Here is a 25,421-nt window from a genome sequence, read left to right on the forward strand (position 1 = left end):
CTGTCGTGCCGCCCCCGCCGCATGGCTGATGCTCCGCCGGGTGCTAGTCGACATCAAGCGAAGCTGCTAACCATTGCCGCTTCGTTTTGACTGGGATCACGGACCGAAGCATGGACAACCGCAGTGACATCTGGCGTGGCGTTGACACGATCAAGGCGCGCTTCATCGATTTGAGCGACAAGGTCTGGGGAACGCCGGAGGTGTGCTACACCGAAGCGCGCTCCGCCGCCGAGCATCTCGCCGAGCTGCGCCATCAGGGTTTTCGCATCACCGAGAATGTCGCCGGCATCCCGACCGCGCTGATGGGCGAATGGGGCGAGGGCGGACCCGTCATTGCCTTTCTCGGCGAGTATGACGCGCTGCCGGGTCTCAGCCAGGAAGCGGGAGTTGCGGAACACCGGCCGGTCGAGGCCGGCGGCCACGGTCATGGCTGCGGCCACAATCTGCTGGGTTCGGCGGCGCTGCTTGCGGCAACGGCGGTGAAGGATTGGCTTGCCGAGCACAAGGTGCCCGGTCGCGTGCGGTACTACGGCTGTCCCGCGGAGGAAGGCGGCGCGGCAAAAGCCTTCATCGTCCGCAGCGGCGGATTCGAGGACGCCGACATCGCCATCACCTGGCATCCGCACAGTTTCTGGGAAGTCGCGGTAACGCCGTCGCTGGCCAACACGCGCGCCGATTTCATCTTCACCGGCCGCACCTCGCATGCCGCGGCCTCGCCGCATCTCGGCCGCTCCGCGCTCGACTCCGTGGAGCTGATGAATGTCGGCGTCAACTACATGCGCGAGCACATGCCGAGCGACGCGCGCGTGCACTATGCCCTGCTTGATACCGGCGGGATCGCCCCCAACGTGGTGCAGGCCCATGCCCGCGTGCGCTATTCCATCCGCGCCCGCGATCTGCCGGGCATGAACGAACTGGTCGGGCGCGTCAGGAAGATCGCGGAAGGCGCGGCGCTGATGACCGAGACCAAGGTCGAGATGAAGATCATCTCGGCGGTCTCCAACATCCTGCCCAACGCCCCGCTGGAGCACGCGCTGCACAAGGTCATGGAAGAGCTCGGGCCACCGCATTTCGACGAGGCGGACAAGGCCTTCGCCTCCGACATCCGCGCGACCCTGACCGACAAGGACATCGCGTCGGTCTACTACGCGATCGGCATGGAGCCGACCGAGCGGCCGCTCGCCGACTTCCTGGTGCCGCTCGATGCCAAGCGCAATCCGCTGGTCGGCTCGACTGACGTCGGCGACGTGAGCTGGGTTGTGCCGACCGTGCAGGTTCACGCACCGACGGTTGCAATCGGCACGCCGTTCCACACCTGGCAGGTGGTGGCGCAGGGCAAGAGTCCGCACGCTCACAAGGCGATGGTGCAGGCCGCCAAGGCCATGGCCGGTCTCGGCATCAAGGCGCTCATGGAGCCGGAGCTGATCAAGGCCGCGAAAGCGGATCTGACGAAGCGCACGGCCAAGACGCCCTATGTCTGCCCGATGCCGGACCATGTCGCGCCACCGCTGGATATGTCCGTGGCCTGAGATCGCGCAGACGAAGGCTCGATACTTCGTCTGATCCGGCGAACAAATTTTTCGCAGTGCAGCGCGGCGGAAAGCGATTTTTCCCGCCGAATTGCCGAACCGGTAGGCGACGGGTCAGAGTTTTGCCCAAGGGACAGCCAAAAGACCGTTTGCATACACACGGTCGCAGTTGACGTGCGCCCCATTCGGTGTGCCATCTACTGCCAGACAAACCCGGCGGCCGCCCCAATCGGCCGCCTGCATCCATACGGGAACCAGACGGGGGACAACCATGCTGGACAAAGAACTGCGTTCGATGATCGGAAAGGTGAAGGACGGGCGGATGGATCGCCGCGCCTTCATCCAGCGTTTGGCGGCCGTCGGCCTCACCGCGCCGATGGCGAACCAGATCCTTGCCATCGGCGGCGTTGCCATGGCCCAGAGCCCCGCGGCTTACCCTCCGACCAAGCGTGGCGGCGGCGGTCCGCTGAAGCTGTTGTGGTGGCAGGGGCCGACGCTGCTCAATCCGCATTTTGCCACCGGCACCAAGGACCAGGACGGCTCGCGCCTGTTCTACGAGCCGCTTGCGAGCTGGGACGCCGACGGCAACCTCAATCCCATTCTCGCCGCTGAAATCCCGTCGATCCAGAACGGCAGCCTGGCGGCCGACGCCAAGTCGGTGACCTGGAAGATCAAGTCCGGCGTCAAATGGCACGACGGCAAGCCTCTGACCGCCGACGATCTCGTGTTCACCTGGGCATATGCCAGCGACCCCGCCACGGCGGCCGTGTCCGTCAACACCTACGCCGACATGACCGTGGAAAAGGTTGACGACCTCACCATCCGAATCCTGTTCAAGAACCCCACGCCGTTCTGGGCTAACGCCTTTGTCGGCGCCTATGGCTGCGTCATCCCGAAACATTTGTTTGCGGACTACAAGGGCGGAAAATCCCGCGAGGCGCCGAACAATCTGGCGCCGGTCGGTACCGGTCCCTACAAGTTCGTCGAGTTCAAGCCGGGCGACGTGGTCCGTGGAGAGCTCAACCCCGACTATCACATGCCGAACCGTCCGTATTTCGACACGATCGAGATGAAGGGCGGCGGCGATGCCGTCTCGGCAGCACGCGCAGTGATCCAGACCGGCGAGTACGATTTCGGCTGGAACATCCAGGTCGAAGACGATGTGCTGCTGCGCCTGGAGAAGGGCGGCAAGGGCAAGACCATCAACGCCGTGGGCGGCGACATCGAGTTCATCGCGCTCAACTTCACCGATCCCAACACCGAGGTCGATGGTGAGCGGTCCTCGTTGAAGACCAAGCACCCGATCCTCTCGGATCCGGCCGTGCGCAAGGCGCTTGCGCTGCTCGTCGATCGCGAGTCGGTCAAGAAGGCGATCTACGGTCGCGCCGGCCGGACGACCGCCAACTATCTCAACGGGCCGGAGAAGTTCGCGTCGAAGAACACCTCGTGGGAGTTCAACGTCGAGAAGGCCTCGAAGATGCTGGACGACGCCGGATGGAAAGTCGGCGCCGACGGCATCCGCGAGAAGGACGGAAAGAAGTTCAAGCTCCTCTATCAGACGTCGACCAATGGTCCGCGCCAGAAAACCCAGGCCATCGTCAAGCAGGCCTGCCAAAAGGCCGGCATCGACGTGGAGCTGAAATCGGTCGTGGCCTCGGTGTTCTTCTCCTCGGACGTCGCCAATCCCGACACCTATTCCAAGTTCTACGCCGACATCGAGGAATTCCAGATCCCGATGACCCAGCCCGATCCCGCCTTGCACATGAAGCGCTACATCTCGAGTCAGGTGGCCACCAAGGAGAACAAGTGGCAGGGCCAGAACTTCCCGCGCTACGTCAACAAGGATTACGACGCGTTGATTGCGGCGGCGGAAACGGAAACCGATCCGGTCAAGCGTGCGGCGCTCTACATCAAGTGTAACGACCTGCTGTGGCAGGACACCGTGTTCATTCCGGTGATGCACCGCCTCAAGGTGGAGGCCGCCTCGAACACGCTGCGGCCTGCGATCAGCGGCTGGGCCAACGAAACCGACAACATCCAGGACTGGTACCGCGAGGCCTGAGGAACCGGCGTAAGGTCCCCTCATGAGTCAGTACATCCTGCGTCGTCTCCTGATCGCCGTGCCGAGCCTGCTCGGCATCTCGCTGGTTCTGTTCGTCGTGCTGGCGCTTGCGCCGGGCGATCCGTTCTCGGAACTGGCGACCAACCCGAACGTCCCGCCCGAAGTGCAAGCCGCGCTTCGGGCGAAGTTCGGCCTCGACGATCCCATCTATCTTCGCTACCTGCACTGGCTCACCGCCATGGCGCATGGCGACTGGGGCTTCTCCTTCGTCAGCCGGATGAACGTCGACACCCTCATCCTGCAGCGCCTGCCGACCACGCTCTATGTGATCGGCTCGGCGCAGATCCTGGCGCTGTGCGTCGCGATTCCCGTCGGCGTCTATGCGGCCACGAGGCCGTACTCGGTGTTCGATCAGATCGCGAACGCGCTCGCGTTCATCGGCTTCTCGCTGCCGACCTTCTTCACCGGCATCCTGTTCATCCTGATCTTCTCGGTCACGCTGGACTGGCTGCCCTTCGTCTACTCGACCGACATCAAGGCATCAGGCTTCCGCTGGGTGCTCGAGATGATCCGGCAGGCGATCATGCCGGTAATGGTGCTCGGCCTGTTCCAGGCCGCGTCCATGACGCGCTTCGTGCGCTCGGCCATGCTCGACGTCATCAGGCTCGACTATGTCACGACGGCGCGGGCCAAAGGCCTCGGCCAGGCCAAGGTGATCGTCAAGCACGTGATGCGCAACGCCATGATCCCGGTCGTCACGCTCATCGCACTGCAGATGCCCGCGGTGTTCGGCGGCGCCATCGTCACCGAACAGATCTTTCGCATCCCCGGTATCGGCTCGCTGCTGATCTCCTCCATTCTTTCCAACGACACGCCCGTGGTGATGGCCGTCACCTTTGTCTTCGCGTGTCTGGTGGTGCTCTTCAACCTTATCGCGGACGTCCTGTATGGCTGGCTTGACCCTCGCATCTCCCTCCGCTGAGCGGGGCGTCTACTCGCCGTGGCGCGAGATGTGGCGGCGCTATCGCCGCCACAAGCTCGCCGTCGTCAGTGCGTTCCTGCTGCTGGTGCTGATCCTGGCGGTGGTCGTCGGTCCCTTCGTCTGGCGCGTCAAGATCAACGAGATCGACATCGTCGCCGGCCTGCAGGGACCGTCGCTCGCCCATCCGTTCGGCACCGATGATCTGGGTCAGGATATTCTCGCTCGCATGATCTATGGCGGGCGCATCTCGCTTGCGGTGGGCCTTGCCGCGATGCTGGTCTCCGTGTTCGTCGGTGTGCTGATCGGCGCGCTCGCCGGCATGTCGCGCGGCGCGCTCGGCCACGGGCTGATGTGGATGACGGACCTCTTCCTGTCGCTGCCGCAACTGCCGCTGCTGCTGCTGCTCATCTATCTCTTCCGCGACGGCTTGAAGGCGACGTTCGGCCCGGAGGGCGGCATCTTCATCCTGATCGTGCTCGTCATCGGGGGCTTGCGCTGGATGCCGGTCGCGCGTCTCGTGCGGGCGCAATTCCTGTCGCTGCGCGAAAAGGAGTTCGTCGAAGCCGCGCGTGCGCTCGGCGCCAGTCCGCTGCGCCAGGTGGTGCGGCACATCCTGCCGAATGCGGTCGGACCGGTGATCATCGCCGGCACCATCGACGTCGCGGCCGCGATCATCGCAGAGTCGACGCTGTCCTTCCTCGGCCTCGGCTTCCCGCCGGATACCCCGACCTGGGGGCGGCTCTTGTTCGACGCCAAGGATTTTCTCGACATCGGTCCGCACTGGGCGCTGTTCCCGGGCGGCGCGATCTTCATCGCTGTCGTCGCCATCAACTTCATCGGCGACGGCCTGCGCGATGCGCTCGATGCGCGACGGGTGATCTGATGGCCCCGCTGCTCCAGATCAAGGGCCTCAAAACCCACTTCGCCACCGACGACGGCATTCTTCAGGCCGTCGACGGTGTCGATATCTCCGTCAACAAGGGCGAGACGCTCTGCGTCGTCGGCGAATCCGGCTGCGGCAAGACCGTCACCGCGATGTCGATCCTGAAGCTGATCGCGATGCCGCCCGGCCGCATCGTGGAGGGCGAGATCATTTTCGAGGGCCGCGACCTCGTTCCGCTCACGAGCCATCAGCTCGACGATATCAGGGCCAAGGAGATCGGCTTCATCTTCCAGGAGCCGATGACCTCGCTCAACCCGGTGCTGACGGTCGGCGAGCAGATCGCCGAGAGCCTGCGGCGCCATGAGGGCCTGTCGCAGAAGGACGCGATTGCCCGCACCGTCGAGATGCTGAAGCTGGTGCAGATCCCCAACGCGGAAGGCCGCGTGCACAACTACCCGCACCAGTTCTCCGGCGGCATGCGGCAGCGCGTGATGATCGCGATGGCGCTCGCCTGCAAGCCAAAGCTCATCATCGCCGACGAGCCGACCACCGCGCTCGACGTCACCATCCAGGCGCAGATCCTCGACCTCCTGCAGGACATGAAGGATCGCTTCGGCATGGCCGTGATGCTGATCACCCATGCCATGGGCGTCGTCGCCGAGACCGCGCAGCGCGTGGTGGTGATGTATGCCGGCAAGGTGGTGGAGGAGGCAGCCGTCGACGATCTCTTCGGCGACCCCCGCCACCCCTACACCCAGGGCCTGATCCGCTCGATCCCGCGCATCGACCTCGACAGCGAGCACAAGACGCGGCTCGAGGCGATCGGCGGGTCGGTGCCGATCCTGATCAATCCGCCGGTCGGCTGCCGCTTCGCCCCGCGCTGCAAGTTCGCCATGAGCGTCTGCTCCGAGAAGGAGCCGCTGCTGCGCGAGGTCAAGCCCGGCCACCGCATGGCCTGTCATCTCGGCGACGTTGCGACGACGGGAGTTGCGTCATGAGCGAACCCCTGCTGCGCGTCTCCGGACTGAAGAAGCATTTTCCCGTGCTCGGCGGCCTCCTGTCGCGCCAGGTCGGCAGCGTCTATGCCGTGGACGGCGTGTCGTTCTCGGTCAATCGCGGCGAGACGCTCGGGCTGGTCGGAGAATCCGGCTGCGGCAAGTCCACCACGGGCCGCTGCGTGCTGCGCCTGATCGAGCCGACCGAGGGCGAGGTGGTGTTCGACGGGCAGGACGTGCGGAGCCTCGGCGGCAACGATCTGCGCGCGCTGCGGCGCCAGATGCAGATCGTGTTTCAGGATCCGTTCGCCTCCCTCAACCCACGCATGACGGTCGGCGCGATCCTCGGCGAGGCCTTCACCATCCACAAGCTCGCGCAGTCGGCAGCCGAGCGCGAGGCGCGGGTGGCGAGCCTTCTCGTCAAGGTGGGGCTGAAGGCGGAGCATATGCGTCGCTATCCGCACGAGTTCTCCGGCGGCCAGCGCCAGCGCATCGTGATCGCTCGCGCGCTCGCGGTCGAGCCGAAACTGATCGTCTGCGACGAGCCGGTCTCCGCGCTCGACGTCTCGATCCAGGCGCAGGTCATCAACCTCTTGGAGGACCTGCAGGCCGAGCTGAACCTGACCTATCTTTTCGTCGCCCACGACCTCTCGGTGGTCGAGCACATCTCCGACCGCGTCGCGGTGATGTATCTCGGCCGCATTGTCGAGCTCGCCAAGGCGAGCGACCTCTACCGCAACCCGCAGCATCCCTACACCAAGGCGCTGCTGTCGGCGGTGCCGGTGCCCGATCCGAAGTTCAAGCGCGCGCGCATCCGCCTGAAAGGCGACGTGCCGAGCCCGATGAAGCCGCCGAAGGGCTGCCACTTCCATACCCGCTGCCCGATCGCGCAGCCCCGCTGCTCCGAAAGCGCGCCGGAGCTGAAGGAGGGCGCGGGCGGCCATCTCGTGGCCTGTCACCTGGTGTGATGGTGCGCCGCTAATTTAGAGCCAGTCGCTTGCGACGGCGTCACGCGCTCTTTGCGGGCCAGGGGACGACCTGTCCCGACATCACCAGTCGATCGCGTCCGCCGTCCTTGGCGGCATAGAGCGCCCGATCGGCGGCCGTCACCAATGCGCTGCTTTCGGTCATGGGCCGGGATGGAGTGATCGTGGCACCGCCCGCGCTCACCGTCACGACCCGGGACGGCGGGTTCTGGGCATGCAGGATCGCGAGTTCATGCAGCGCCTCGCGCACCTGCTCTCCGACCCGCGCGCAACCCTTCGCATCGGTGTTCGGCAACAGCAAGGCGAATTCCTCGCCGCCGTATCGCGCTGCCAGATCGGCAGGGCGCTTGACCTGCGTGGCGAGTATCCGGCCCAGTGCACGCAGGCAGCCGTCGCCCGCCTGGTGACCGTAATGGTCGTTGTATGCCTTGAAGTGATCGACATCGATCAGAAGCAGTGAAAGCGATGTTTCATCGCGCTTTGCACGCGACCATTCTTCTGCAAGGCAATCGTCAAAGTGTCGCCGGTTGGCGAGCCCCGTCAACCCGTCGGTGGTGGCGAGCGTCGCGAGCTTGTCCTGCAAGTCCTTCTGCTCGGTCATGTCGCGCATGATGGCCACGATTCCGTCGATCTGCCCGGTCTCGGAGGCGCGCGTGACGTGCAGCGCCGACTCGACCCAGATCTCGCCCTTCTCGCGATGGCGTTGGCGGTAGATGAGCCGGGCCTCTTCGGTCTCGCCATTCTTCAGTGCGGCCATGGCTTGCTCCACCCGCTCCCGGTCCTCGACATGGACGCCGGCCAGGGCTGACGTGCCCAAGAGTTTGTCCGAATCCCAGCCGATGATGCGGGCGCAGGACGGAGAAACGTAGAGAAGCAGGTCATCGAGCCCGATGCGCGTCACCATGTCGCTGGACTGCTCGGCCAGAAGGCGAAACTGGGCCTCGTTGGCGACCATGGCCGCCGCCATGCGCTGTCGCTGTAGCAGTTGCCGCACCAGGTAGAGGCCGATCACCGCTATCAGCAAGGTCAGGCCGACGACGAACGTCATGCGGGTGAGGGCCTCTCTGCGCCAGGGCGCAAGGACGTCATCCTGCGCCTTGGTCGCCAGCACCATCAGGGGATATCGGCTGCTTCGCTGGTAGTAGCTCAATCGCCGCACGCCATCGAGCGGCGACGTGAAGTAATAGACCGCGGCGGCGGGGCGGCTGTTCCACTCCTTGAACAATGGCCTGTTGGACAAATCAACGCCGACATAGGTCCCGCTGTCGTCGCGGCTGCGCGCCAGCATGATGCCCTTGTTGTTGAGCAGCGACGCCGAGCCATTCGGCCCGACGTCGAACCGCTCGTAGAATTTGACGAAATAGGCGACGTCGATCGTGATCAGGGCGACGCCGGCGAAACTGCCGTCGGGATGATTGATGCGGCGCGACGCCGTGATGATCCACTGGCCGCCTGAGCGACTCTTGACCGGCCTCCCGATCAGGGTGGCGCGGTCCGTCGAGGCGCGATGATGCTGGAAATATTCGCGGTCGCTGTTGTTGAGCTTGGTGAAGTCGATCTGTTCGGTCGTGGCGAGCCACCGGCCGGTTTCGTCATAGATGAAAATGCCGCGGATGCGGTCCGATGACCTGCGTGTCGGCAGATAGACCTGGAGCTTGCTGATTGTATCGGGGCCCGTTCCATCGAGCTCCAGACGATGGACCAGTCCAGTGAGAATGGTATCGGCGATTTCGAACGTGTCGTCCGCGTGCTGCGTCAGCGACTGCGCGAGATTGGTCACGTCGACCTCGGCGTTCCTCAACTCGGCCGCCCGCGTCTCCCACTCGCGCCAGGCGCTCAAGGCCAGGATGGCCACGCAGGTCAACGCCACAAATCCCGCTGCCCACAGGGGAAGGCGGGTCTTGCCGAGTTCACTCCGGCTCATGACCATCTGGGTTTGCTCCGATATGGGGCAAACCTCTCACTTCCGACTTAACGGCATGTTGCAATTTCCGCACTGATTGTGGGGAGGTCTTCAGTCGGGGCGGCTTGTGGATAGTTCGACTGGTTCCCGAAGCGCGTTGTTAACCAAGGCGGCGCCGACGCGGATGACCGCCGCGGTCTCTGATTGCGGACAAGAGTATTGCGTCAGCGGCGGTCACGTGCCGCTCGCGTCTGCAAGCCTTGGAATGGAGCCTTCGCGTCGACCTCCTGGAATCACCCTTCCAGCGTGAAGCCGACCCGCAGCGCGACCTGGTAGTGGCGGACGGTGCCATTCTCGATATGGCCGCGCGTCTGGACGACCTCGAACCACTTCATCTCGCGAATGGTCTTTGCGGCGCGGCTGATTGCGTTCTGGATCGCATCCTCGATCGATTTCTCCGATGATCCGACGAGTTCGAGGATCTTGTAGACGTGATCCTTCTCGGACGAGGCAGGCATGGCGGACCTCCGTTGCAGGTGAGTAGCGCAGGCCGGATTATCGCTCCGTGCCGGAGCTCGAGTCCACTGCGCACGCCTGTGGTCTGAACGAACGCCACGCCCTCCGGGTTCCTCGCGGCGCAATTGCGCAAGCCCGCATGCATCGCGAAAGGTGGAGCGAGCGGGGCTGGCCTGCTAAGCGCGCCCCATGGACGCGAGCGGGCGCGACAGATCGATCGGCTTCATCTGCCTGGGCGTGACGGCATTCGGCTGGGCGCTGAACTGGCCGTTGATGAAGCTGCTGCTGCAGCAATGGCCGCCCTTGTTCGCCAGAGGGCTCGCCGGCGTCTGCGCCGCGCTCATCCTTGCCGCGCTGGCGCGGACCAGAGGCGAATCGCTTGCCGTTCCCCGCGAAGCGGTGCCGCGTCTCCTGTTTGCCACCTTCACCAACGTGTTCGCCTGGATGGGTTTTGGCACCATGGCGATGAAGTTCGTCACGGTGGGCGAGGGCGCGCTGATCGCCTACACCATGCCGATATGGGCCATGCTGTTCGCCTGGCCGGTGCTGCACGCCCGGCCGACGGTCCGCGACATCGTGGCGCTGGTGCTCGGTGTCGCCGGCGTGGCGCTGCTGCTGAGCGGCAACGGGTTTGCGTTCGGGGCCGGAAAACTCTTCGGTATCGCGCTGGCGCTGTCCTGCGCCATCCTGTTCGCGCTCGGCAACGTGCTCAACCGCAAGCAATTGCCGATGCCGCCGCTCGCCGTCGTCGCCTGGCAGGTCGGGCTCGGGTGCCTGGCGATGCTGATCCTCGGCGTGCTGTTCGAGCAGCCGAACTATGCGGCGATCACGCCGCTCGGAATCGGCTGCTTCGTCTACATGACGCTGATCCCGATGGGGGTCTGCTACGTCACCTGGTTCGAGACGCTGCGTCGCCTGCCGCCGACATCGGCCTCGACCGGCATGCTGCTGGTTCCCGTGATCGGCGTGGTCTCGGCGGCGATCATCCTCGGCGAACCCCTAGGCGTGCGCGAGATCGCAGCCATGGTGCTGACGCTCGGCGGCGTGACGCTGGCGCTGCAGAAGGCGTAAGGATTATTCGAGGACGCGGGCGGGCTGCTGGAGCCGGGGCTCGCCGCGCGCATCGGCGCGCTGCGTCTTCCGCAACAGCATGCGCAAGAGCAGCGCGAGCAGCGCCATCAGCGCAAGGCCGCCGACCGCCGGCGCAAAATGCTGGTCCAGATCGACCTTCTGGCCGTATTGCGCCGCAAGGCGCGCGGATTGCAGCAAGCCATAGGCGCCCGCGACCAGGACCAGCGCGTAGATGACGCTGCGCTCACGCGGGCTTGCCACTTTTGCGAGATCGGGAAACATCAGGGCGAGGCCGATCCCGACCATCGGCAGGTCGTAGTCATAGGCGTAGGGGCTGATCATGACCGACACCGTCGCGGTGACGCCGAGCGCGAAGGCGGGCGAGACCGCGCGCGCAACGGCGAGCGCGACGGCGCAAAGCACCAGCGCCGCAACGATCGCCTGCCCCCAGAACGCGCCGGCGGCCGGCACGCCCGCCATGTACAGCGCGGCATAGCTCGAGATCATGCGAAACAGCGGATAAAAACCCTGGTCGAGATAGCTCGCGGACTCCCGGATCGAGCCCAGCAGTGCGGCCCAGATCTGCGGCCCGAACAGCAATGTGCAGACGAGCGAACTCGCCAGCACCACCATCGCCGCGGTGGCGATCGCGATCCAGCGGCGCGTGATCAACAAATAGAGGCCGGCGGCGATCGCGAGGTGCGGCTTGATCACCATGGCGCCGAGCGCGAGGCCCGCCAGGACCTGGCGCCGGTCGACGTTGAGGCAGACGAGGCCAATCAGCGTGCCCGTGAGAAAGCCGTTCTGGCCGCAGCCAATGGTGATGGCGAGCGCCGGAAAGACGATGACGAGCGCCTGGGCAAAATTATCGCACGCGATTCTGCGCAGCGTCGCCAGATAAAGCGCAAGCGTCGCCGCGGTGAATACGAGGTAAGCCACGCCCACCGGCAGGAACGCGAACGGCGCGAGCAAAAGGTCGAACTGCGGCGGATAGGTCCAGGGCATGAAGCTGGTCGTGCCGCCGGCGGCCTCCGCCTGCATCTTCACGAAGGTCTCGAACCGGTAGACCTGGTCGAGATCGCCGCGCCAGACGCGCTGTGCGACGATGTGAAAGGCATCGAAGTCGGCAAGCTCACGGCCCTGCCAGGCGCCCCAGCGCGCGAACCAGAAGGTCTTGACGAGGACGACCGCGCCCAGCGCCGCGAGCACGAAGCGCACATAGAGCGTGCGCTTCGACGGCGAAGATTGAAGCTGCTCCAGCGTTTCGGCGAGCATGGGTGACGACCTCGGGCCAAGGTGCGGTGCGGCGAAAGCCGGACCGCCCTTCGGCGCCGAGATTGCCCGCGCAGGGCTTAAGGGACGGTAACGAACGTTAAGAATTGCGCCGCGCTAGCGACGCTGGGCCTGTGCCTCGCGCGCCAGCCGCTCCGCCCTCAGCCGCTCCTTGTTGGCGTAGAACGCCTTCTGGGCGGCTTCATGCTCGCGCATGGCTTGCGCGGCGTCGGCGCGGCGCGCCTCGTCACGGGCCTTGCGTTGTTCGGGGGTGAGGAGACGGGGGGAATGTGCCAAGGATTCATTTGTCATCGCCTTTCAACGCCCCAGGAGCCGAAAGGTTGCACGCTGGACCGGTACCCCGTGCCGCCGGCCCGGTTGCCTCGCCGCCGGGGCGATTTCTTTTCGGGCCGGGGGAATAAATCGAAAGGCGAGTTTTCATCCGTCTACACGCGATCCGCGTCCAAGCGTCGCATCGGCTGGAACCTCCTTGCCAAAGCCCGGCGCAAGTCTTTGTCTTCTCCTCACAAAAATGGGGCGGTCCGCAACGGATCGCGCTGAAAAAACGGGAGGACATCATGACCAAGACGAGCAAGGACGGCGCGTCCACGCGCCGCCGTTTCCTCAAGACTGCGGCCGCCGGCGCTGCTGCCACGGTCGCCGCGCCGGCCATCGTCAGTGCTCAGGGCGTGACCAGCATGCGCTGGCAGAGCACCTGGCCGGCCAAGGACATTTTCCACGAATACGCGCTCGACTTCGCCAAGAAGGTCAACGACATGACCGGCGGCGACCTGAAGATCGAGGTGCTGCCCGCCGGCGCCGTGGTGCCGGCCTTCGGCCTGCTCGACGCCGTCTCCAAGGGCACGCTCGACGGCGGCCATGGCGTGCTCGCCTACCACTACGGCAAGCAGAATGCGCTGGCGCTCTGGGGCTCGGGCCCCGGCTACGCCATGGACGCCAACATGCTGCTCGCCTGGCACAAATACGGCGGCGGCAAGGAGCTCCTGGAAAAGCTCTATGCCTCGATCGGCGCCAACGTGGTTTCGTTCCCCTACGGGCCGATGCCGACCCAGCCGCTCGGCTGGTACAAGAAGCCGATGACCAAGGCGGAAGACTTCCAGGGCCTGAAATTCCGCACCGTCGGCATCTCCATCGACGTGTTCAGCGGTCTCGGCGCCGCGGTCAACGCGCTGCCCGGCGGCGAAATCGTCTCGGCGATGGACCGTGGCCTTCTGGATGCCGCCGAGTTCAACAATGCGAGCTCGGATCGCGTGCTCGGCTTCCCCGACGTCTCCAAGGTCTGCATGCTGCAGAGCTATCACCAGAATGCCGAGCAGCTCGAGATCTTGTTCAACAAGACCAAGTTCGACGCGCTGCCGGAGAAGATGAGGTTCATCATCTCCAATGCGGTGGAGGCGGCGAGCCAGGACATGGCCTGGAAGGCGATCGACCGCTATTCGAAGGACTACGAGGAGCTTCAGACCAAGGACAAGGTCAAGTTCTACAAGACGCCGGATTCGATCCTGCAGAAGCAGCTGGATGTGTTCGATGCCGTGGCGGAGAAGAAGGCGAGTGAAAATCCCCTATTCAAGGAGATCGTCGAGTCGCAACTCGCCTTCGCCAAGCGGGCGACCCAGTGGGAGCAGGACACGGTGGTGAGCCGGCGCATGGCCTATAATCACTATTTCGGGCCGAACGCGAAGAAGAAGACCTGACCGATTTTTTGGGTTGTTGGAAGCGTCATCCGGGACGACAATCCCGGGTGACGCTTGTCTTGTTTCACTGTTTGATGATCTTGCGGAATCGCGGACCCAATGAACGCGCAGCGTTTTCTTTATACCATTGACGCCGTCAGCACCTGGACCGGCAAGACCGCGGCCTGGCTGGTCGTGGGCCTGATGGGCCTCGTCTGTGCCGAGGTGTTCAAGCGCTACATCCTCAACATGCCGACGGCGTGGATCTTCGACGCCTCGAACATGCTGTACGGCACGCTGTTCATGATCGCTGGCGCCTACACGCTGGCGCAGAACGCCCATGTCCGCGGCGACTTCCTCTACTCGTCGATGAAGCCGCGCACGCAGGCCACGCTGGATCTGGGGCTGTACTTCCTGTTCTTCCTGCCCGGCATCGCTGCGCTGGTCTACGCCGGCTGGGACTATGCGATGGACTCCTGGCGGATCAACGAGCATTCCAACGTGACCGCCGAGGGGCCGCCGGTCTACCAGTTCAAGTTCATGATCCCGCTTGCGGGCGTGCTCGTGCTGCTGCAAGGCGCGGCCGAGATCGCGCGCTGCGTCATTTGTCTCAAGACCGGCGCCTGGCCGAGCCGGCTTGCCGACGTCTCCGAGATCGACGTCATCGAGGAGCAGCTCGCGCACAGCGAATATGTCGACGAGGAGGCGCGCAAGGCCGCGATCGCACACGCGCAGGACATCGAGGAAGCCGCACGGCAGCGCGGCATGGGCGGAGATGTGCAGCGATGAGCGATCCGGCACTCGGGCTTTTGATGCTGGGCCTCATCGTGGTCGTCATCATGATGGGCTTCCCCACCGCCTTCACCCTGATGGGTCTCGGCATGTTCTTCGGCTTCTTCGCCTATCACCGCGGCGGCGAGGCCTGGGGCGACAATCACATTTTCGACCTGATGGTCCAGCGCACCTATGGCGCGATGACCAACGACGTCCTGATCTCGATCCCGCTGTTCGTGCTGATGGGCTACGTGATGGAGCGCGGCGCGCTGGTCGACAAGATGTTCTATTCGATCCAGCTCGCGTTCCGCCGCGTGCCTGCTTCGCTCGCCGTGGCCACCCTGATCGTCTGCACCTTCTGGGGCATCGCCTCGGGCCTCGTCGGCGCGGTCGTGGTGCTGATGGGCGTCATCGCCTTCAATCCGATGCTGAAAGCCGGCTATGACGTCAAGCTCGCCTCCGGCGTGATCACTGCCGGCGGCACGCTCGGCATTTTGATTCCGCCCTCGGTGATGATCATCGTCTATGCGGCGGTCGCCGGCCAATCCGTGGTGAAGCTCTATGCAGCCGCGATGTTTCCCGGCTTCTTCCTGGCCTTCCTCTATCTCCTCTACATCGTCGGCTGGGCGCTGCTGAATCCCAAGATCGCGCCAAAACTGCCGGAGAGCGAAACCAAGGTCCCGGTGCGGCCGTGGATCGCCGATCTCCAGCGGGCCTATTCGCGAAAGATGTTGCCGGCGCTGCTGGCAGCGACGCTCGCGCCCGCCAGGGCCATGAACCTCACGGCCGACGGCGTCCGCCTCGGTTACGTCACCCTGCTGCGGAGCCTTGGCTACGCGCTGGTGCCGCTGGTGCTGACGCTGGCGACGCTGTGGGCGACCTGGTGGTACGTGGTGATCCACCAGCAGCCGGATCTTCCGTCACCGGTCGCAGCCGCCACGCAGCAGCAGCGCGCGGAGGAGGCGTTGCAGCCGCTCGGTGCCGGCGCGCAGCAGGCCGTCGAACAGGAAGAGAAGCTCGAAGAGCTCGGCGGCGCGGCGAGCCGGTCGGACAGGCCTGCGAAGAGCGAGCCGGAAGCTCTGCAGCAGATGGGCAGTGCCGAGCTGCGCGGCAAGGCTGCGGCCGCCCCGGTCGATTCCGGGCCGCCGCCGGAGTTCTACACCTACTTTGCCTTCGTCGCCGGCATCTGCGTGCTGCTGCTGCTCTATTACTACTGGACCATGGAGGCCGAGCAGTTCGAGGTGCTGCGGCTGCTCGTCATCTCGGTGATGCCGCTCGGCATCCTCACCGTGGTGGTGCTCGCCGTGATCCTGTTCGGCATCACGACCGCGACGGAATCGGCGGCGGTCGGCGCGGCCGGCGCCTTCCTGCTCGCGTTCCAGGCCCGCACGCTAGACTGGAAGCGCACCAAGGAGGCGGTGTTCCTGACCGCGAAGACCACCTCGATGGTGTGCTGGCTGTTCGTGGGCTCGGCGCTGTTCTCGGCGGTGTTCGCCATCCTCGGCGGCCAGGCGCTGCTCGAGAGCTGGGTGCTGTCGCTCAACATGACGCCGGTACAGTTTATGATCCTGTCGCAGGCGATCATCTTCCTGCTCGGATGGCCGCTGGAATGGACCGAGATCATCGTGATCTTTGTGCCGATCTTCTTGCCGATGCTGAAGCACTTCAACATCGATCCGGTGCTGTGGGGCGTGCTGGTCTTCGTGAACCTGCAGGCCGCATTCCTGTCGCCGCCGGTGGCGATGTCGGCCTTCTACCTGAAGGGCGTGGCGCCAAAACACGTCACGCTGAACCAGATCTTCTCCGGCATGATGCCCTACATGCTGATCGTCATCGTCTGCATGGTGTTCATGTATCTGTGGCCCGGCCTGACACTGTGGCTGCCGAACTATCTGTACGGCGGATAGCGCCGTCGCTCTCGGGTGGCCTCCTGTTCGACCCCCGAATGAACGCGCGCGTCCGGGGGAAAGTGCCCGCTTCAGCCGGCGCTCCCTGCATAAAAGTATCAGCTTTTGCACACAGGGCTCTAGCTGCGCTGGCTGCCCCGCCCGAACCTGCGACAGGGCTCGGCATATCCTGACGATCATAGCTCGTCGGAATACGTCTCCCATCGTCTTTAAAAATTTCAAAAGACCTTCGGAGGAAATGCATGAAGTTGCTCGCAACAAGTTCGCTCGGCGCATTTGCAGCCGTCGCTTTGATGTCCGGCGCCATGGCCGAGACCAGACTGACGATCGCGACGGTCAACAACGGCGATATGATCCGCATGCAGAAGCTGACGGATGATTTCACCAAGGCCAACCCGGACATCGTGCTGAACTGGGTCACTCTCGAAGAGAATGTGCTGCGCCAGAAGGTGACGACCGACATCGCCACCAAATCCGGCCAATACGACGTCTTGACGATCGGCACCTATGAGGTTCCGATCTGGGCCAAGAAGGGATGGCTGGTGCCGCTCGACGATCTCGGCGCCGACTACGACATCGACGATCTCCTGCCGGCGATCCGCACCGGCCTGTCTCTCGAGGGTAAGCTCTACGCCGCGCCGTTCTACGGCGAATCCTCGATGATCATGTATCGCAAGGACCTGTTCGACAAAGCCGGCATCAAGATGCCGGAGAGCCCGACATGGGACTTCGTCGCCGATGCTGCCCGCAAGATCACGTCTTCCGAGACCTACGGCATCTGCCTGCGCGGCAAGGCAGGTTGGGGCGAGAACATGGCCTTTCTTTCGGCGACGGCAAATTCCTTTGGCGCACGATGGTTCGATGAGAAGTGGAGGCCTCAATTCGATCAGCCGGAGTGGAAGAACGCCTTGAGCTTCTACATCAAGCTGATGCGCGATGCCGGTCCTCCGGGTGCCTCGTCGAACGGATTCAACGAAAATCTCGCGCTCTTCAACGCTGGCAAGTGCGGCATGTGGATCGACGCGACCGTCGCGGCCTCCTTCGTAACCAATCCGAAAGATTCAAAAGTTGCCGACAAGGTCGGCTTCGCCCTGGCGCCGAACACCGGGCTCGGCAAGAACGCCAACTGGCTGTGGGCCTGGTCGCTCGCCGTGCCGGGCGGCTCGCAGAAAGTTGCGGCAGCGAAGAAGTTCGTCGCCTGGGCGACGAGCAAGCATTATCTCGAACTCGTGGCTTCCAAGGAAGGCTGGGCCAATGTGCCTCCGGGCACGCGCAAGTCCCTCTATGCCAATACCGAGTACCAGAAGGCCGCGCCTTTCGCCAAACTGACCCTGGACTCGATCAACTCGGCCGACCCCGCGCATCCCACGGTGAAGCCTGTCCCCTATGTCGGTATCCAGTTCGTCGCCATCCCGGAATTCCAGGCCATAGGTACAGCAGTCGGACAGCAGTTCTCGGGCGCTCTCGCCGGCAGCAGTTCGGTCGACGATGCTCTCGCGTCTGCCCAGACCATCGCAATGCGCGACATGACCAAGGCCGGATACATCAAGTGATGTGAGTCTCCCCGAACGCTCCGGCGTTCACAAACTTGGGCTGTCCGGCAGGCCGGGCAGCCTCTTCACGAACCAAACTGAAATCCGCGTTTGCGGCAACTGAGAAGAGTCTTGCAAATGAGACTGAAGGATAAGGTTGCGCTCATCACGGGCGGGGCGCGTGGCATCGGGCGGGCGTTCGCGGCAGGCTACGTCCGGGAAGGCGCCTCCGTCGTCATCGGGGATATCGACCTGGGCGCCGCCGAACGCGCTGCTGCGGAAATTGGGCCGGCTTGCTCCGCGATGTACATGAACGTTGCCGATGTCGGCTCGATTCAAGCCTGCGTCGATCGGGTCGTCGACAAGACCGGCAGGATCGATATCTTGATCAACAACGCCGCCCTGTTCGATCTTGCGCCGATCGTGGACATCACGCCGGAAAGCTACGACAGGCTGTTCAGCGTCAATGTGCGCGGCGTGCTCTTCACCATGCAGGCTGTCGCCCGGCGCATGATCGCGACCGGCAAAGGCGGCAAGATCATCAATCTGGCAAGCCAGGCGGGGCGGCGCGGTGAGCCGTTGGTTGCAGTCTATTGCGCGACCAAGGCCGCCGTCATAAGTCTCACGCAATCAGCGGGCCTGAACCTCATCAAGCACGGGATCAATGTGAACGCCATTGCTCCAGGTGTCGTCGATGGCGAGCATTGGGACCACGTCGATGCCCTCTTTGCCCAATACGAAGGCCTCCCAAGAGGCGAGAAGAAGCGTCGGGTTGGCGAAGGTGTGCCTTACGGTCGAATGGCAAAGCCGGAGGACCTGGTTGGTTGCGCTATTTTCCTGGCGAGTTCGGAAAGCGATTATGTCGTCTCGCAAACCTACAATGTTGATGGCGGTCAATGGATGAGTTGAAGAGGGGGTGTCGCTCGACAAGCAGCGATCTCGAAGGATACCCTGATTTCAGACGCCCGTCCTGATACGCGTCCTCGCGTGAACCGACTGCCTAAAGCTGGAAAGCTTCGCGGCGATGGCTAGAACCGACGATAGAGCCACGATTGAGCGTAGGGCGAGAGAAGCTCGGCCCCGGTTTGAGCAGGTGCTGACGGCGGAAAACGAGACCTTCCTCTGGCGGATCGACGATTACCCCTGGGAACGAGCTGTGTGGAATTTCCACCCGGAGTTCGAGATCCACCTCATCCGCAAGTCAACCGGCACGGTATTCATCGGCGACTACATTGGCGAATTCTCGCCGGGTCATCTGACGATCGTCGGAAGCAACCTTCCCCACAATTGGGTCTCTCACGTCAGCGCCGGAGAAATCGTCAAGTCCAGGGACCTCGTCGTGCAGTTCGATCCCGAGAAGCTGCGAAAGGCGAGCATCCACCTGCCCGAGATTGGCGCGCTGGAGAAATTTCTCGAGCTGGCCCTGAGAGGAATCCTGTTTTTCGGAGATGCGGCCCGAATCGGCGCAAATGCGCTTGAGGCGATGGGAGACGCGAGAGGGCTCGATCGACTGAACCAATTCCTCCATCTCCTCGAGACATTGGCGACTTCCGACAGCTACCGGGTTCTTTCGTCTCCCGGCTTTTTTCCGGATCTGAACTCTTCGGCTCTCAACATCATGCAGCGTTGCACCGGCTACATTTGCGACCACATGGCTTCCGATCTGTCGCTTCCCGATGTGGCCAGGGTGGCTGGCATGACCGAAAGTACGTTCAGTCGCTTCTTTCAGAAGAACTCGGGTCGAAGCTTCACGGATTATTTGGCCGAGTTGCGCATCGGCCGCGCTTGCCGGCTTCTCGCCGAAACGCAACAGCCGGTTTCAGCGATCTGTTACGAGGTGGGCTATGACAATCTGTCTAACTTCAACAGGAACTTCCTGCGGCGGCGGGGAATGACGCCATCCCGATACCGAGATCTTGCGCTGCGCAAATGTCCCACCGGCAGTCCATGCCCGTAGCCGCGGAACCCCGCGCCGCGCCCTGAATCTTTCGACGACAGCGTGCATCTCGCGGGTTGACGGGCCTACGGATCCAGCTCCGTATCCCAGTAGAGATAGTCCAGCCAGCTATCGTGCAGATAGTTCGGCGGGAACAGGCGGCCATTGCGGTGGAGCTGGTGCACCGTGGGCGCGAACGGCGTCTGCCGCGGGAACATTTTTGCCTGCTGCGGCGACAGATTGCCCTTGCGCAAGTTACACGGTGAGCAGGCCGCGACCACGTTCTCCCAGGTGGTCTGGCCGCCCTTGCTGCGCGGGGTGATGTGATCGAACGTCAGGTCCTCGGGCGAGCCGCAATATTGGCAATTGAAGCGGTCGCGCAGGAAGACGTTGAACCGGGTGAACGCCGGGTGCGTGGTCGGCTTGACGAAGGATTTGAGCGAGACCACGCTCGGGAGCTGCATCTCGAAGGAGGGGCTGTGCACGGCCCGGTCGTAGTGAGCGACGATGTTCACGCGGTCGAGAAAAACCGCCTTGATCGCGTCCTGCCAGGACCAAAGCGACAGCGGGTAGTAACTCAGCGGCCGGAAGTCCGCATTCAGCACCAACACCGGCCAACTGCCTTGCGAGACATGTGCGTTCAAGTAACGCTCCCGGCCTCCATATACGCTGCGAAGCAGCATGTACTGACATATTACATGCAGCGTGACGGGATTGTGAAGCCCGTCGAACGACTTATTCAGGCCGGCGCAATGCGGCGGCGGGGTGGCGAACGCTCGAAAAAGCCGCGATTTAAGGGGTAGGGCATGCGTATTGGACGCCGCTACCACATCTCCGCTGTCGTCCCGGGAGCGAGCTCGCCCCACTAACCACCATTGGCGCTACTCCCGCACCCGCTCCAGCTTCTGCAAACACCGGCTCGTGCGCACGATGGCCGGCATCTCCTCGTCCGGAAAGCTCGTCTTCCAGTCGGTGACTCCGACTTCGCCGACATAGATGTCGCCCCTGGAGTCCAGCGCGATGCCATGCGGCGCGAGGAACTTGCCGCTCGCAAGACCTGGGCCATCCTCGCCGCCGAGCCGCGCGATGCGCTTGCCCGTGGCGTCCACGATCGACAGCCGCGGGCCGAGATTGGGCACCTTGCGGTTGACGGCCATGCCGGGGCCGAGCTCGCCGATCACGAAGGTCGGGTTCTTAGCCCCGCCGCAGCAGCAGAGCGCACACGGCCGATGCAGATTGTTCCACTGTGTCTCGTATCTGCCGTTGCCGTCGAACACCTGCACGCGGTGGTTCTCGCGGTCGGCGACGTAGACATAGCCGTCGGCGTCAGCCGCGATGTTGTGCACGATGTTGAACTGGCCGGGATCGGTGCCCGGCTCGCCCCAGCTCTTGATCAGCTTGCCGTCCGGCGTGAATTTGTGGACGCGGGCGTTGCCATAGCCGTCGGAAACGTAGATCTCGCCCTTCGGCGACAGCGCGGTGTGGGTGCAGCGGTGGAAGGGATTGCCGCTCATGAACGGCGACGGTTTTTCGGGGATGCCGATCGTCAGCAGCACCTTGCCGTCGGTCGTGCACTTGCGCACGGTGTGGTCGCCGTCGTCCGTGCAGTAGAGATTGTCGTCGGCATCGATATGCAGGCCGTGTGCGCGGTTGAACAGGCCATCGCCCCAGCTCCGCAAGAAGTTGCCGTCGCGGTCGAGCACCACCATCGGATGGGCGCCGCGGTTGAAGACGTAGATCCGGTCCTTGCTGTCGACGGCGACGGAGGCGACGTCGGTGAGCTGCCAGCCGTCGGGCAGCTTTGCCCAGTTGTCGACGACGCGGTAGCGATGCTCGCCCGAGCCGAGAATGGCCGGCATGTGGTGTCCTCCTCTCAACTTGTCATTCCGGGATGCGCGCAAGGCGCGCAGGCCCGGAATCCATTGTGCCGTATACTGTGTGGATCGATGGATTCCGGGTTCGCGCTGACGCGCGCCCCGGAATGACGGCGGAATTATGCCGCGCCGATCTCCCGCCCCAGCAGCCCTTCCTCGATCGCCTTCACCTGCAGCGCCAGATATTTCGAATTGATCCGGCATTGCGCCAGGCTGCCGGCGATGAACCAGAGGCCGGGCTGCCTGGTCCGCGCGTACATGTTGCGCAGCTCGTGCCCGTCGCCAAAGCCCCAGATCGGGCCGACGCGTTCGGCGACATCGTCGCCGAACAGCTTGCGCACCAGATAGTCCTGCGGCTTGTAGCCGGTCGAGAGCACGATGAGGTCGGCGGGCACAGCGGTGCCGTCCTTCATGCGTGCGCCATCGGCTGTGAAAGTCTCGATGTCGTCGAACTGTCTTAGCTTGATCGCGCCGCTGACGATCAGGTCGGAGCAGCCGACATTGAAGTAATAGCCGCCGCCGCGGGTGAGGTACTTGAACTGCCAGCCGGTGCCGGCCTCGCCGAAATCGAGCTTGAAGCCGACGCGGGCGAGGCCATTCAGCAGCTCCTTGTCCAGCTCCTTCGACTGCTCCGTCAGCATCACATGCGTCTTCTTCGCGAGCGGTGTCGGCATCGAGGTCGCGATCAGGTCGTTGTCCTCGAGCGTGCCTTCATTGTAGGTCGCGTAAGCAAGCTGCGCGGACGGCTCGATATTCGTCACCAGCGTCGGCGAGCGCTGCATCAGCGTCACCTCGGCGCCGCTGGAGCAGAGATCCTGCGCGATGTCGTGACCGCTGTTGCCGGTGCCGATGACGATGGCGCGCTTGCCCTTCCAGTCCTCACCGTCCTCATAACGGCTGGAATGCAGCAGCGTGCCATTGAAGTTTTCCAGGCTCGGAATATCGGGCTGGTTCGGGATGCCGCTGACACCGGTCGCCATCACAACATGGCGCGGATGCATGGTGCGCTTGGTGCCGTCGGCGCGGCGCAGCGTGACCGTCCAGCGCGCTGCGGCCTCGTCGTAGACGCCGCTCTCGAATTCGGTGCCGGTCCAAAAATTCAGCTCCATGGCGTCGACATAGGCTTCGAACCAGTTGGCGAGCTTGTCCTTGGGGATGTAGACCGGCCAGTTCGGCGGGAACGGCATGTAGGGCAGGTGATTGACCTGCACCTGGTTGTGCAGCGTCAGCGCGTGATAGCGCTTGCGCCAATTGTCGCCGATGCGTGGCCATCGATCGACGATCAGCGTGTCCACCTGCAACTGTTTCAGCCGTGCCGCGATGGCGAGCCCGGCCTGCCCGCCGCCGACAACGAGCACGGCGGGATCGCGATCGCTGTAGTCGCGGGACGCGTTGCGCAGGTCGAGCCAGTTCGGTCCGCGGAAATCGCGCGAATAGGCCTGCCCGCGTGGCCGTGTCCTGTTGAGCTGCTCTTCAAAGCCCTTCAGCTCGTCGAGTGCGTGAGCAGCGTCCAGGCCTTCAAATGATCGCCGTCCGAGCCGTCGGGCACCAGCCGCAGGATGCCACTGCCGCGGCCCTGTGCGGTCTCGAAACTGAAGATGGCCTCGATGGTCTTGGTGCCGGCCCGCGTCACCCAGCGCGGCGGGGCGCGGTCGGCGGCGAGCTTGAATTCGGTCGGCGCGGCCGCAGGTGCCCGCGCGCCCATCTCGCCGATAATGGCCTCTCGGCCGGCGATGGTTTGCAGGTTCCAGCTCAGCGCGAGCACATCACGCCAGAAACTTTCGGCAACAAAGAGGCGGTCCAGCGCAGTGCGATCGAGCGTGCCAAGCGCATGCTCGAACTGGTCGAGCCAGGTTTGCGCGGAGACGGAAATATCCTTGGTCCTGTCCAGCATGCGCGACCTCTTGGCCGTCTTCGCGGCGTTTCCTCGAGAGCATGATCCGGAAAAGTGTGGAGCGGTTTTCCGGAAAGATCACGCTCCAACAACAGGACGCTATACGGTTTTGATGGCCGCCAAAAGGCGGCTACGCACCCAGCGCAAGCATGTGGCCCTGCTCAGGCGGAATGCGGCCCTTGAGCGTGTCGAGATAAATCCGCTGCACAGCATCGGGTCCGCGGCTCTCGACGACGGTGAGGCAGCGGTCGAGCAGCGGCGCAAAACCGGTCCAGGCCACGCCAAAGCGCTGGTCGATGCCGCCCGGTCCCCACTCCTTGGCCCGCTTGCGGATCTGGTCCGGCGCGAAGAACCAGCGCGGCTTTGCACCGGGCAGCACGGGCTCGTCGGCTTCGGTGGCGCGATGCGTCAATCCGACGCGACCGGAGTATTTCATCTGCTCGCAAAAATGCCGGTGCAGCTCGGCGCGCAGCGCGCTGCTGCCGGCCATGTCGACGAAGGCGACCGGCGCGCTCGCGGAGAGCGACGTCACGCGATCATAGGTGACGACATCGTCATAGCAGCCGAGCGAGCTGACGAAGCCGGTGTTTCCCGCCGAGGTCAGGCCGATCACCTTGATCCCGCGGCTGTGCAGGAGGTGCGCGAGGCCGAACGCGGTCTTGCTGGAGGCGCTGGAGAGCAGCGCGGTGCGCGCGCCGAAATCGGCATTCTCGGCCAGGAAGTCGTCGACCAGGAACGACAGCATGAACAGCGGCCGCAGCAGCGCCTGAAGGTCGCCTTGACGTCCCCCATAAGCGGGGTCGCCGGTGACGCGGGCATAGACGTTGTAGACGGGCGCTGCGACCTGCCGGTGCGCGGCCGCATCGCGCAGGCCGCGCTTGCTGACGTCGGCGGCTTCGATGACGAGATGGGTGGCCATCGGAAAGTAGCCGAACAGGCGCTCGCCGACGGTGATATTCGGATGCTTCGACGCGATGACGTCGCCAAAGCCCCATACCGGCACGTTGCCAAAACCAGTCGGCGCCGGAAACAGGTGCCAGTATTTCAGCTCATCGCCCATCACGGCGTAGGTGACGTTGTTGGCGGTGAAGGCGAAACGGTCGACCTTCACCAGCAGCGCGTCAGGCGGCAGCGCGTCAGCGTCGGGAAGCTCTGATACGATCACCTTGCACTGCTGCAGGTCGTTGCGCGCGACGACGAAGTCTGTCGATTTCATGACATTGATCCCGGCTCGTTCCGTGCCGGGATCAATGCCGTCATTGCCACTCGTTTTGCAAGAACATAGTTTGAAACGCTGTTCGAGCATGCCGAGCTTGCTGGCGCGAATCCTTCTCCCCTTGTGGAAGAAGGTGGCGCGAAGCGCCGGATGAGGGGTCTGCATCCGCGGAGACGACCCCTCACCCCGGTGAGCCCGGGTCTGTCTGCGGAGCTGCCCTCTCCCACAAGGGGAAAGGGCACAGCGGTCCTAACCGGCTACATGGGTAACAGAATAGACCGGCGACATGGGTAACAGGTCAACTGTCGGCAAGGAGGGCTTTGCCGATGGGTTGGAAGGAGACCTGTGCCGTGGACGAGCGGATGCGCTTTATGGTGGCGGTTGAGAAGGGCGAG

At 63.9% G+C, this 25,421-nt stretch carries 20 protein-coding genes and 1 pseudogene; 13 read left to right on the forward strand and 8 right to left on the reverse strand.

The annotated features are described in order from the left end of the window. Positions 1-110 precede the first annotated feature (110 nt). The 6 genes from JQ632_RS32830 (at position 111) to JQ632_RS32855 (ending at position 7,419) form a co-directional block, all read left to right on the forward strand. On the forward strand, positions 111-1,529 hold the full coding sequence (locus JQ632_RS32830) for a M20 family metallopeptidase (protein WP_212406798.1): 1,419 nt from the start codon (positions 111-113) through the stop codon (positions 1,527-1,529). A gap of 271 nt (positions 1,530-1,800) precedes the next feature. Next, positions 1,801-3,591, forward strand: a complete 1,791-nt coding sequence (locus tag JQ632_RS32835; RefSeq protein WP_212406799.1) for a peptide ABC transporter substrate-binding protein — start codon at positions 1,801-1,803, stop codon at positions 3,589-3,591. 22 nt (positions 3,592-3,613) lie between these two features. Further along, complete coding sequence (locus JQ632_RS32840) at positions 3,614-4,573, forward strand: ABC transporter permease (RefSeq protein WP_212406800.1); 960 nt, start codon at positions 3,614-3,616, stop codon at positions 4,571-4,573. Next, complete coding sequence (locus tag JQ632_RS32845; RefSeq protein WP_212406801.1) at positions 4,539-5,456, forward strand: ABC transporter permease; 918 nt, start codon at positions 4,539-4,541, stop codon at positions 5,454-5,456. The genes JQ632_RS32840 and JQ632_RS32845 overlap by 35 nt, the downstream gene beginning before the upstream one ends. After that, complete coding sequence (locus tag JQ632_RS32850; RefSeq protein ID WP_212406802.1) at positions 5,456-6,454, forward strand: ABC transporter ATP-binding protein; 999 nt, start codon at positions 5,456-5,458, stop codon at positions 6,452-6,454. The genes JQ632_RS32845 and JQ632_RS32850 overlap by 1 nt, the downstream gene beginning before the upstream one ends. Further along, a complete protein-coding gene (locus JQ632_RS32855; RefSeq protein WP_212406803.1) occupies positions 6,451-7,419 on the forward strand; it encodes an ABC transporter ATP-binding protein in 969 nt (322 codons plus the stop codon). The genes JQ632_RS32850 and JQ632_RS32855 overlap by 4 nt, the downstream gene beginning before the upstream one ends. A gap of 40 nt (positions 7,420-7,459) precedes the next feature. Here JQ632_RS32855 and JQ632_RS32860 read toward each other — a convergent pair whose 3' ends face one another. Continuing rightward, on the reverse strand, positions 7,460-9,367 hold the full coding sequence (locus JQ632_RS32860) for a diguanylate cyclase (RefSeq protein ID WP_212406804.1): 1,908 nt from the start codon (positions 9,365-9,367) through the stop codon (positions 7,460-7,462). A gap of 266 nt (positions 9,368-9,633) precedes the next feature. Beyond that, positions 9,634-9,858 (reverse strand): dodecin, encoded by a 225-nt coding sequence (locus JQ632_RS32865; protein ID WP_212406805.1) that lies wholly within the window; start codon positions 9,856-9,858, stop codon positions 9,634-9,636. Positions 9,859-10,045: 187 nt separating this feature from the next. Between JQ632_RS32865 and JQ632_RS32870 the strand changes: the two genes are divergently transcribed. Next, the gene (locus tag JQ632_RS32870; protein ID WP_212406806.1) at positions 10,046-10,927 is read left to right on the forward strand and encodes a DMT family transporter; all 882 of its coding nucleotides are present in this window, start codon (positions 10,046-10,048) and stop codon (positions 10,925-10,927) included. 3 nt (positions 10,928-10,930) lie between these two features. Here JQ632_RS32870 and JQ632_RS32875 read toward each other — a convergent pair whose 3' ends face one another. Beyond that, positions 10,931-12,202: a glycosyltransferase family 87 protein gene (locus tag JQ632_RS32875; RefSeq protein WP_212406807.1), complete on the reverse strand. Its 1,272-nt coding sequence runs from the start codon at positions 12,200-12,202 to the stop codon at positions 10,931-10,933. Positions 12,203-12,316: 114 nt separating this feature from the next. Then, complete coding sequence (locus JQ632_RS32880; protein WP_212406808.1) at positions 12,317-12,511, reverse strand: hypothetical protein; 195 nt, start codon at positions 12,509-12,511, stop codon at positions 12,317-12,319. Between the two features lie 266 nt (positions 12,512-12,777). On the opposite strand from JQ632_RS32880, the gene JQ632_RS32885 reads away from it, so the two are divergent. From JQ632_RS32885 to JQ632_RS32910, 6 genes are all read left to right on the forward strand, one after another. Continuing rightward, positions 12,778-13,914, forward strand: a complete 1,137-nt coding sequence (locus JQ632_RS32885; protein WP_212406809.1) for a TRAP transporter substrate-binding protein — start codon at positions 12,778-12,780, stop codon at positions 13,912-13,914. A gap of 99 nt (positions 13,915-14,013) precedes the next feature. Further along, positions 14,014-14,682: a TRAP transporter small permease subunit gene (locus JQ632_RS32890; protein WP_212406810.1), complete on the forward strand. Its 669-nt coding sequence runs from the start codon at positions 14,014-14,016 to the stop codon at positions 14,680-14,682. Then, positions 14,679-16,574, forward strand: coding sequence for a TRAP transporter large permease subunit (locus tag JQ632_RS32895; RefSeq protein WP_212406811.1), 1,896 nt, complete (start codon positions 14,679-14,681; stop codon positions 16,572-16,574). The genes JQ632_RS32890 and JQ632_RS32895 overlap by 4 nt, the downstream gene beginning before the upstream one ends. A 242-nt stretch (positions 16,575-16,816) precedes the next feature. Continuing rightward, positions 16,817-18,127 (forward strand): sugar ABC transporter substrate-binding protein, encoded by a 1,311-nt coding sequence (locus tag JQ632_RS32900; protein ID WP_212406812.1) that lies wholly within the window; start codon positions 16,817-16,819, stop codon positions 18,125-18,127. Positions 18,128-18,244: 117 nt separating this feature from the next. Then, a complete protein-coding gene (locus JQ632_RS32905) occupies positions 18,245-19,015 on the forward strand; it encodes an L-iditol 2-dehydrogenase (protein ID WP_212406813.1) in 771 nt (256 codons plus the stop codon). Between the two features lie 184 nt (positions 19,016-19,199). Next, positions 19,200-20,063: an AraC family transcriptional regulator gene (locus JQ632_RS32910; protein ID WP_312015688.1), complete on the forward strand. Its 864-nt coding sequence runs from the start codon at positions 19,200-19,202 to the stop codon at positions 20,061-20,063. Between the two features lie 65 nt (positions 20,064-20,128). Here the strand turns inward: JQ632_RS32910 and JQ632_RS32915 are convergent, their stop codons facing one another. The 4 genes and pseudogenes from JQ632_RS32915 to JQ632_RS32930 all read right to left on the reverse strand — a co-directional run bounded on the left by JQ632_RS32915 (position 20,129) and on the right by JQ632_RS32930 (position 25,026). After that, entirely contained in the window at positions 20,129-20,686 is a 558-nt protein-coding gene (locus JQ632_RS32915; RefSeq protein WP_212406815.1) for an HNH endonuclease, read from the reverse strand. Positions 20,687-20,923: 237 nt separating this feature from the next. After that, positions 20,924-21,901: a peptidyl-alpha-hydroxyglycine alpha-amidating lyase family protein gene (locus JQ632_RS32920; RefSeq protein ID WP_212406816.1), complete on the reverse strand. Its 978-nt coding sequence runs from the start codon at positions 21,899-21,901 to the stop codon at positions 20,924-20,926. Positions 21,902-22,035: 134 nt separating this feature from the next. Further along, positions 22,036-23,810: pseudogene (locus JQ632_RS32925) on the reverse strand (flavin-containing monooxygenase). Positions 23,811-23,940: 130 nt separating this feature from the next. Further along, positions 23,941-25,026: a DUF2855 family protein gene (locus JQ632_RS32930; RefSeq protein ID WP_212406817.1), complete on the reverse strand. Its 1,086-nt coding sequence runs from the start codon at positions 25,024-25,026 to the stop codon at positions 23,941-23,943. Between the last annotated feature and the right edge of the window lie 395 nt (positions 25,027-25,421).

Source organism: Bradyrhizobium liaoningense (assembly GCF_018130955.1).
Lineage (GTDB): Bacteria > Pseudomonadota > Alphaproteobacteria > Rhizobiales > Xanthobacteraceae > Bradyrhizobium > Bradyrhizobium liaoningense_C.

Bases quoted from the DNA above. Each gene is read 5' to 3' on its own strand.
- JQ632_RS32875 (WP_212406807.1), bottom strand. From the start codon at position 12,202: ATGCTCGCCGAAACGCTGGAGCAGCTTCAATCTTCGCCGTCGAAGCGC.
- JQ632_RS32885 (WP_212406809.1), top strand. From the start codon at position 12,778: ATGACCAAGACGAGCAAGGACGGCGCGTCCACGCGCCGCCGTTTCCTC.
- JQ632_RS32905 (WP_212406813.1), top strand. From the start codon at position 18,245: ATGAGACTGAAGGATAAGGTTGCGCTCATCACGGGCGGGGCGCGTGGC.
- JQ632_RS32840 (WP_212406800.1), top strand. From the start codon at position 3,614: ATGAGTCAGTACATCCTGCGTCGTCTCCTGATCGCCGTGCCGAGCCTG.
- JQ632_RS32850 (WP_212406802.1), top strand. From the start codon at position 5,456: ATGGCCCCGCTGCTCCAGATCAAGGGCCTCAAAACCCACTTCGCCACC.
- JQ632_RS32890 (WP_212406810.1), top strand. From the start codon at position 14,014: ATGAACGCGCAGCGTTTTCTTTATACCATTGACGCCGTCAGCACCTGG.
- JQ632_RS32865 (WP_212406805.1), bottom strand. From the start codon at position 9,858: ATGCCTGCCTCGTCCGAGAAGGATCACGTCTACAAGATCCTCGAACTC.
- JQ632_RS32870 (WP_212406806.1), top strand. From the start codon at position 10,046: ATGGACGCGAGCGGGCGCGACAGATCGATCGGCTTCATCTGCCTGGGC.
- JQ632_RS32845 (WP_212406801.1), top strand. From the start codon at position 4,539: ATGGCTGGCTTGACCCTCGCATCTCCCTCCGCTGAGCGGGGCGTCTAC.
- JQ632_RS32920 (WP_212406816.1), bottom strand. From the start codon at position 21,901: ATGCCGGCCATTCTCGGCTCGGGCGAGCATCGCTACCGCGTCGTCGAC.
- JQ632_RS32900 (WP_212406812.1), top strand. From the start codon at position 16,817: ATGAAGTTGCTCGCAACAAGTTCGCTCGGCGCATTTGCAGCCGTCGCT.
- JQ632_RS32930 (WP_212406817.1), bottom strand. From the start codon at position 25,026: ATGAAATCGACAGACTTCGTCGTCGCGCGCAACGACCTGCAGCAGTGC.
- JQ632_RS32830 (WP_212406798.1), top strand. From the start codon at position 111: ATGGACAACCGCAGTGACATCTGGCGTGGCGTTGACACGATCAAGGCG.
- JQ632_RS32860 (WP_212406804.1), bottom strand. From the start codon at position 9,367: ATGGTCATGAGCCGGAGTGAACTCGGCAAGACCCGCCTTCCCCTGTGG.
- JQ632_RS32880 (WP_212406808.1), bottom strand. From the start codon at position 12,511: ATGACAAATGAATCCTTGGCACATTCCCCCCGTCTCCTCACCCCCGAA.
- JQ632_RS32895 (WP_212406811.1), top strand. From the start codon at position 14,679: ATGAGCGATCCGGCACTCGGGCTTTTGATGCTGGGCCTCATCGTGGTC.
- JQ632_RS32835 (WP_212406799.1), top strand. From the start codon at position 1,801: ATGCTGGACAAAGAACTGCGTTCGATGATCGGAAAGGTGAAGGACGGG.
- JQ632_RS32855 (WP_212406803.1), top strand. From the start codon at position 6,451: ATGAGCGAACCCCTGCTGCGCGTCTCCGGACTGAAGAAGCATTTTCCC.